The 759-nt window shown below is 60.4% G+C and carries 1 protein-coding gene; it reads right to left on the bottom strand.

All coding sequences use genetic code 11. The features are described 5' to 3' along the window. Positions 1–17: 17 nt before the first annotated feature. Complete coding sequence (locus AB4Z52_RS36225) at positions 18–728, bottom strand: plasmid pRiA4b ORF-3 family protein (protein WP_442222616.1); 711 nt, start codon at positions 726–728, stop codon at positions 18–20. Between the last annotated feature and the right edge of the window lie 31 nt (positions 729–759).

The raw sequence follows: 759 nt of genomic DNA, 5'->3' as shown, positions 1-759 counted from the left end.
TCAGGTCGCAAGGCCCGTCACATCTGCTGGTGCATCRGGATCAGATGTTCGCTCTGCCGCAGCCGATCATTCACCGTCCGCCGCTCGAACGACTGGCCCAGCAGTGTAGCTCGGCCCTTGATCCGAAACAGCAGTTCCTGCAACTCCCCAGCGCGGTCCGGATCATCAAGGACGGCAAGGGACCCGGTGTCGCCGATTTCCGTGACGAATTCCAATGCTGTGGCGAGATCCTSATGGAGGTCAGGCCCGAGCGCCTCGTCTCTCTGCCACATCCAGGCTTCCGGTCCACSACAATCCTCAGGCGGACAATTGCCGTCGCCGTCCGTACACGCCGGATAGTGAGCGCCGTATTTGACAGGCCRGCGTTCCTCCAGCCGGACCTCGTGCTCCCAGGGGATGTTGAGGGCGTACTCGTACAGGAACCGGCTGCCGTTACGCRGTTGCMGATTACCAAGTGTGATAGCCGGAGAGCGGGCACCCGCCTCCCACGAGCCGTACCGCACCGTGTGAATGACGAACTGGTAGAGGTGTATGCCTTCCCATCCCATCGCGACCTGAATGACGCCATGAAACTCGCGTAGCGTCATCGTCGAGAAAACCTGAACCCTACGCCACACCATCGGGCTCACGTCCTTCAGCCAGATGCGGAATTGCAGGATGAAAATCTCATCCTCCGAGGCTGCCGCCTCTCCGGCGGTTTTCGTCGCTGCCCGTTTTGCCCTTTTCACATCCGCCAGTCCCGTCAAAATTCAACGACGA

The sequence above is a fragment of the Rhizobium sp. 2YAF20 genome, assembly GCF_052114685.1.
Lineage (GTDB): Bacteria > Pseudomonadota > Alphaproteobacteria > Rhizobiales > Rhizobiaceae > Rhizobium.
Note: the sequence above shows the minus strand (reverse complement) of the source record. Positions and strands in the feature narration are given on the sequence as shown.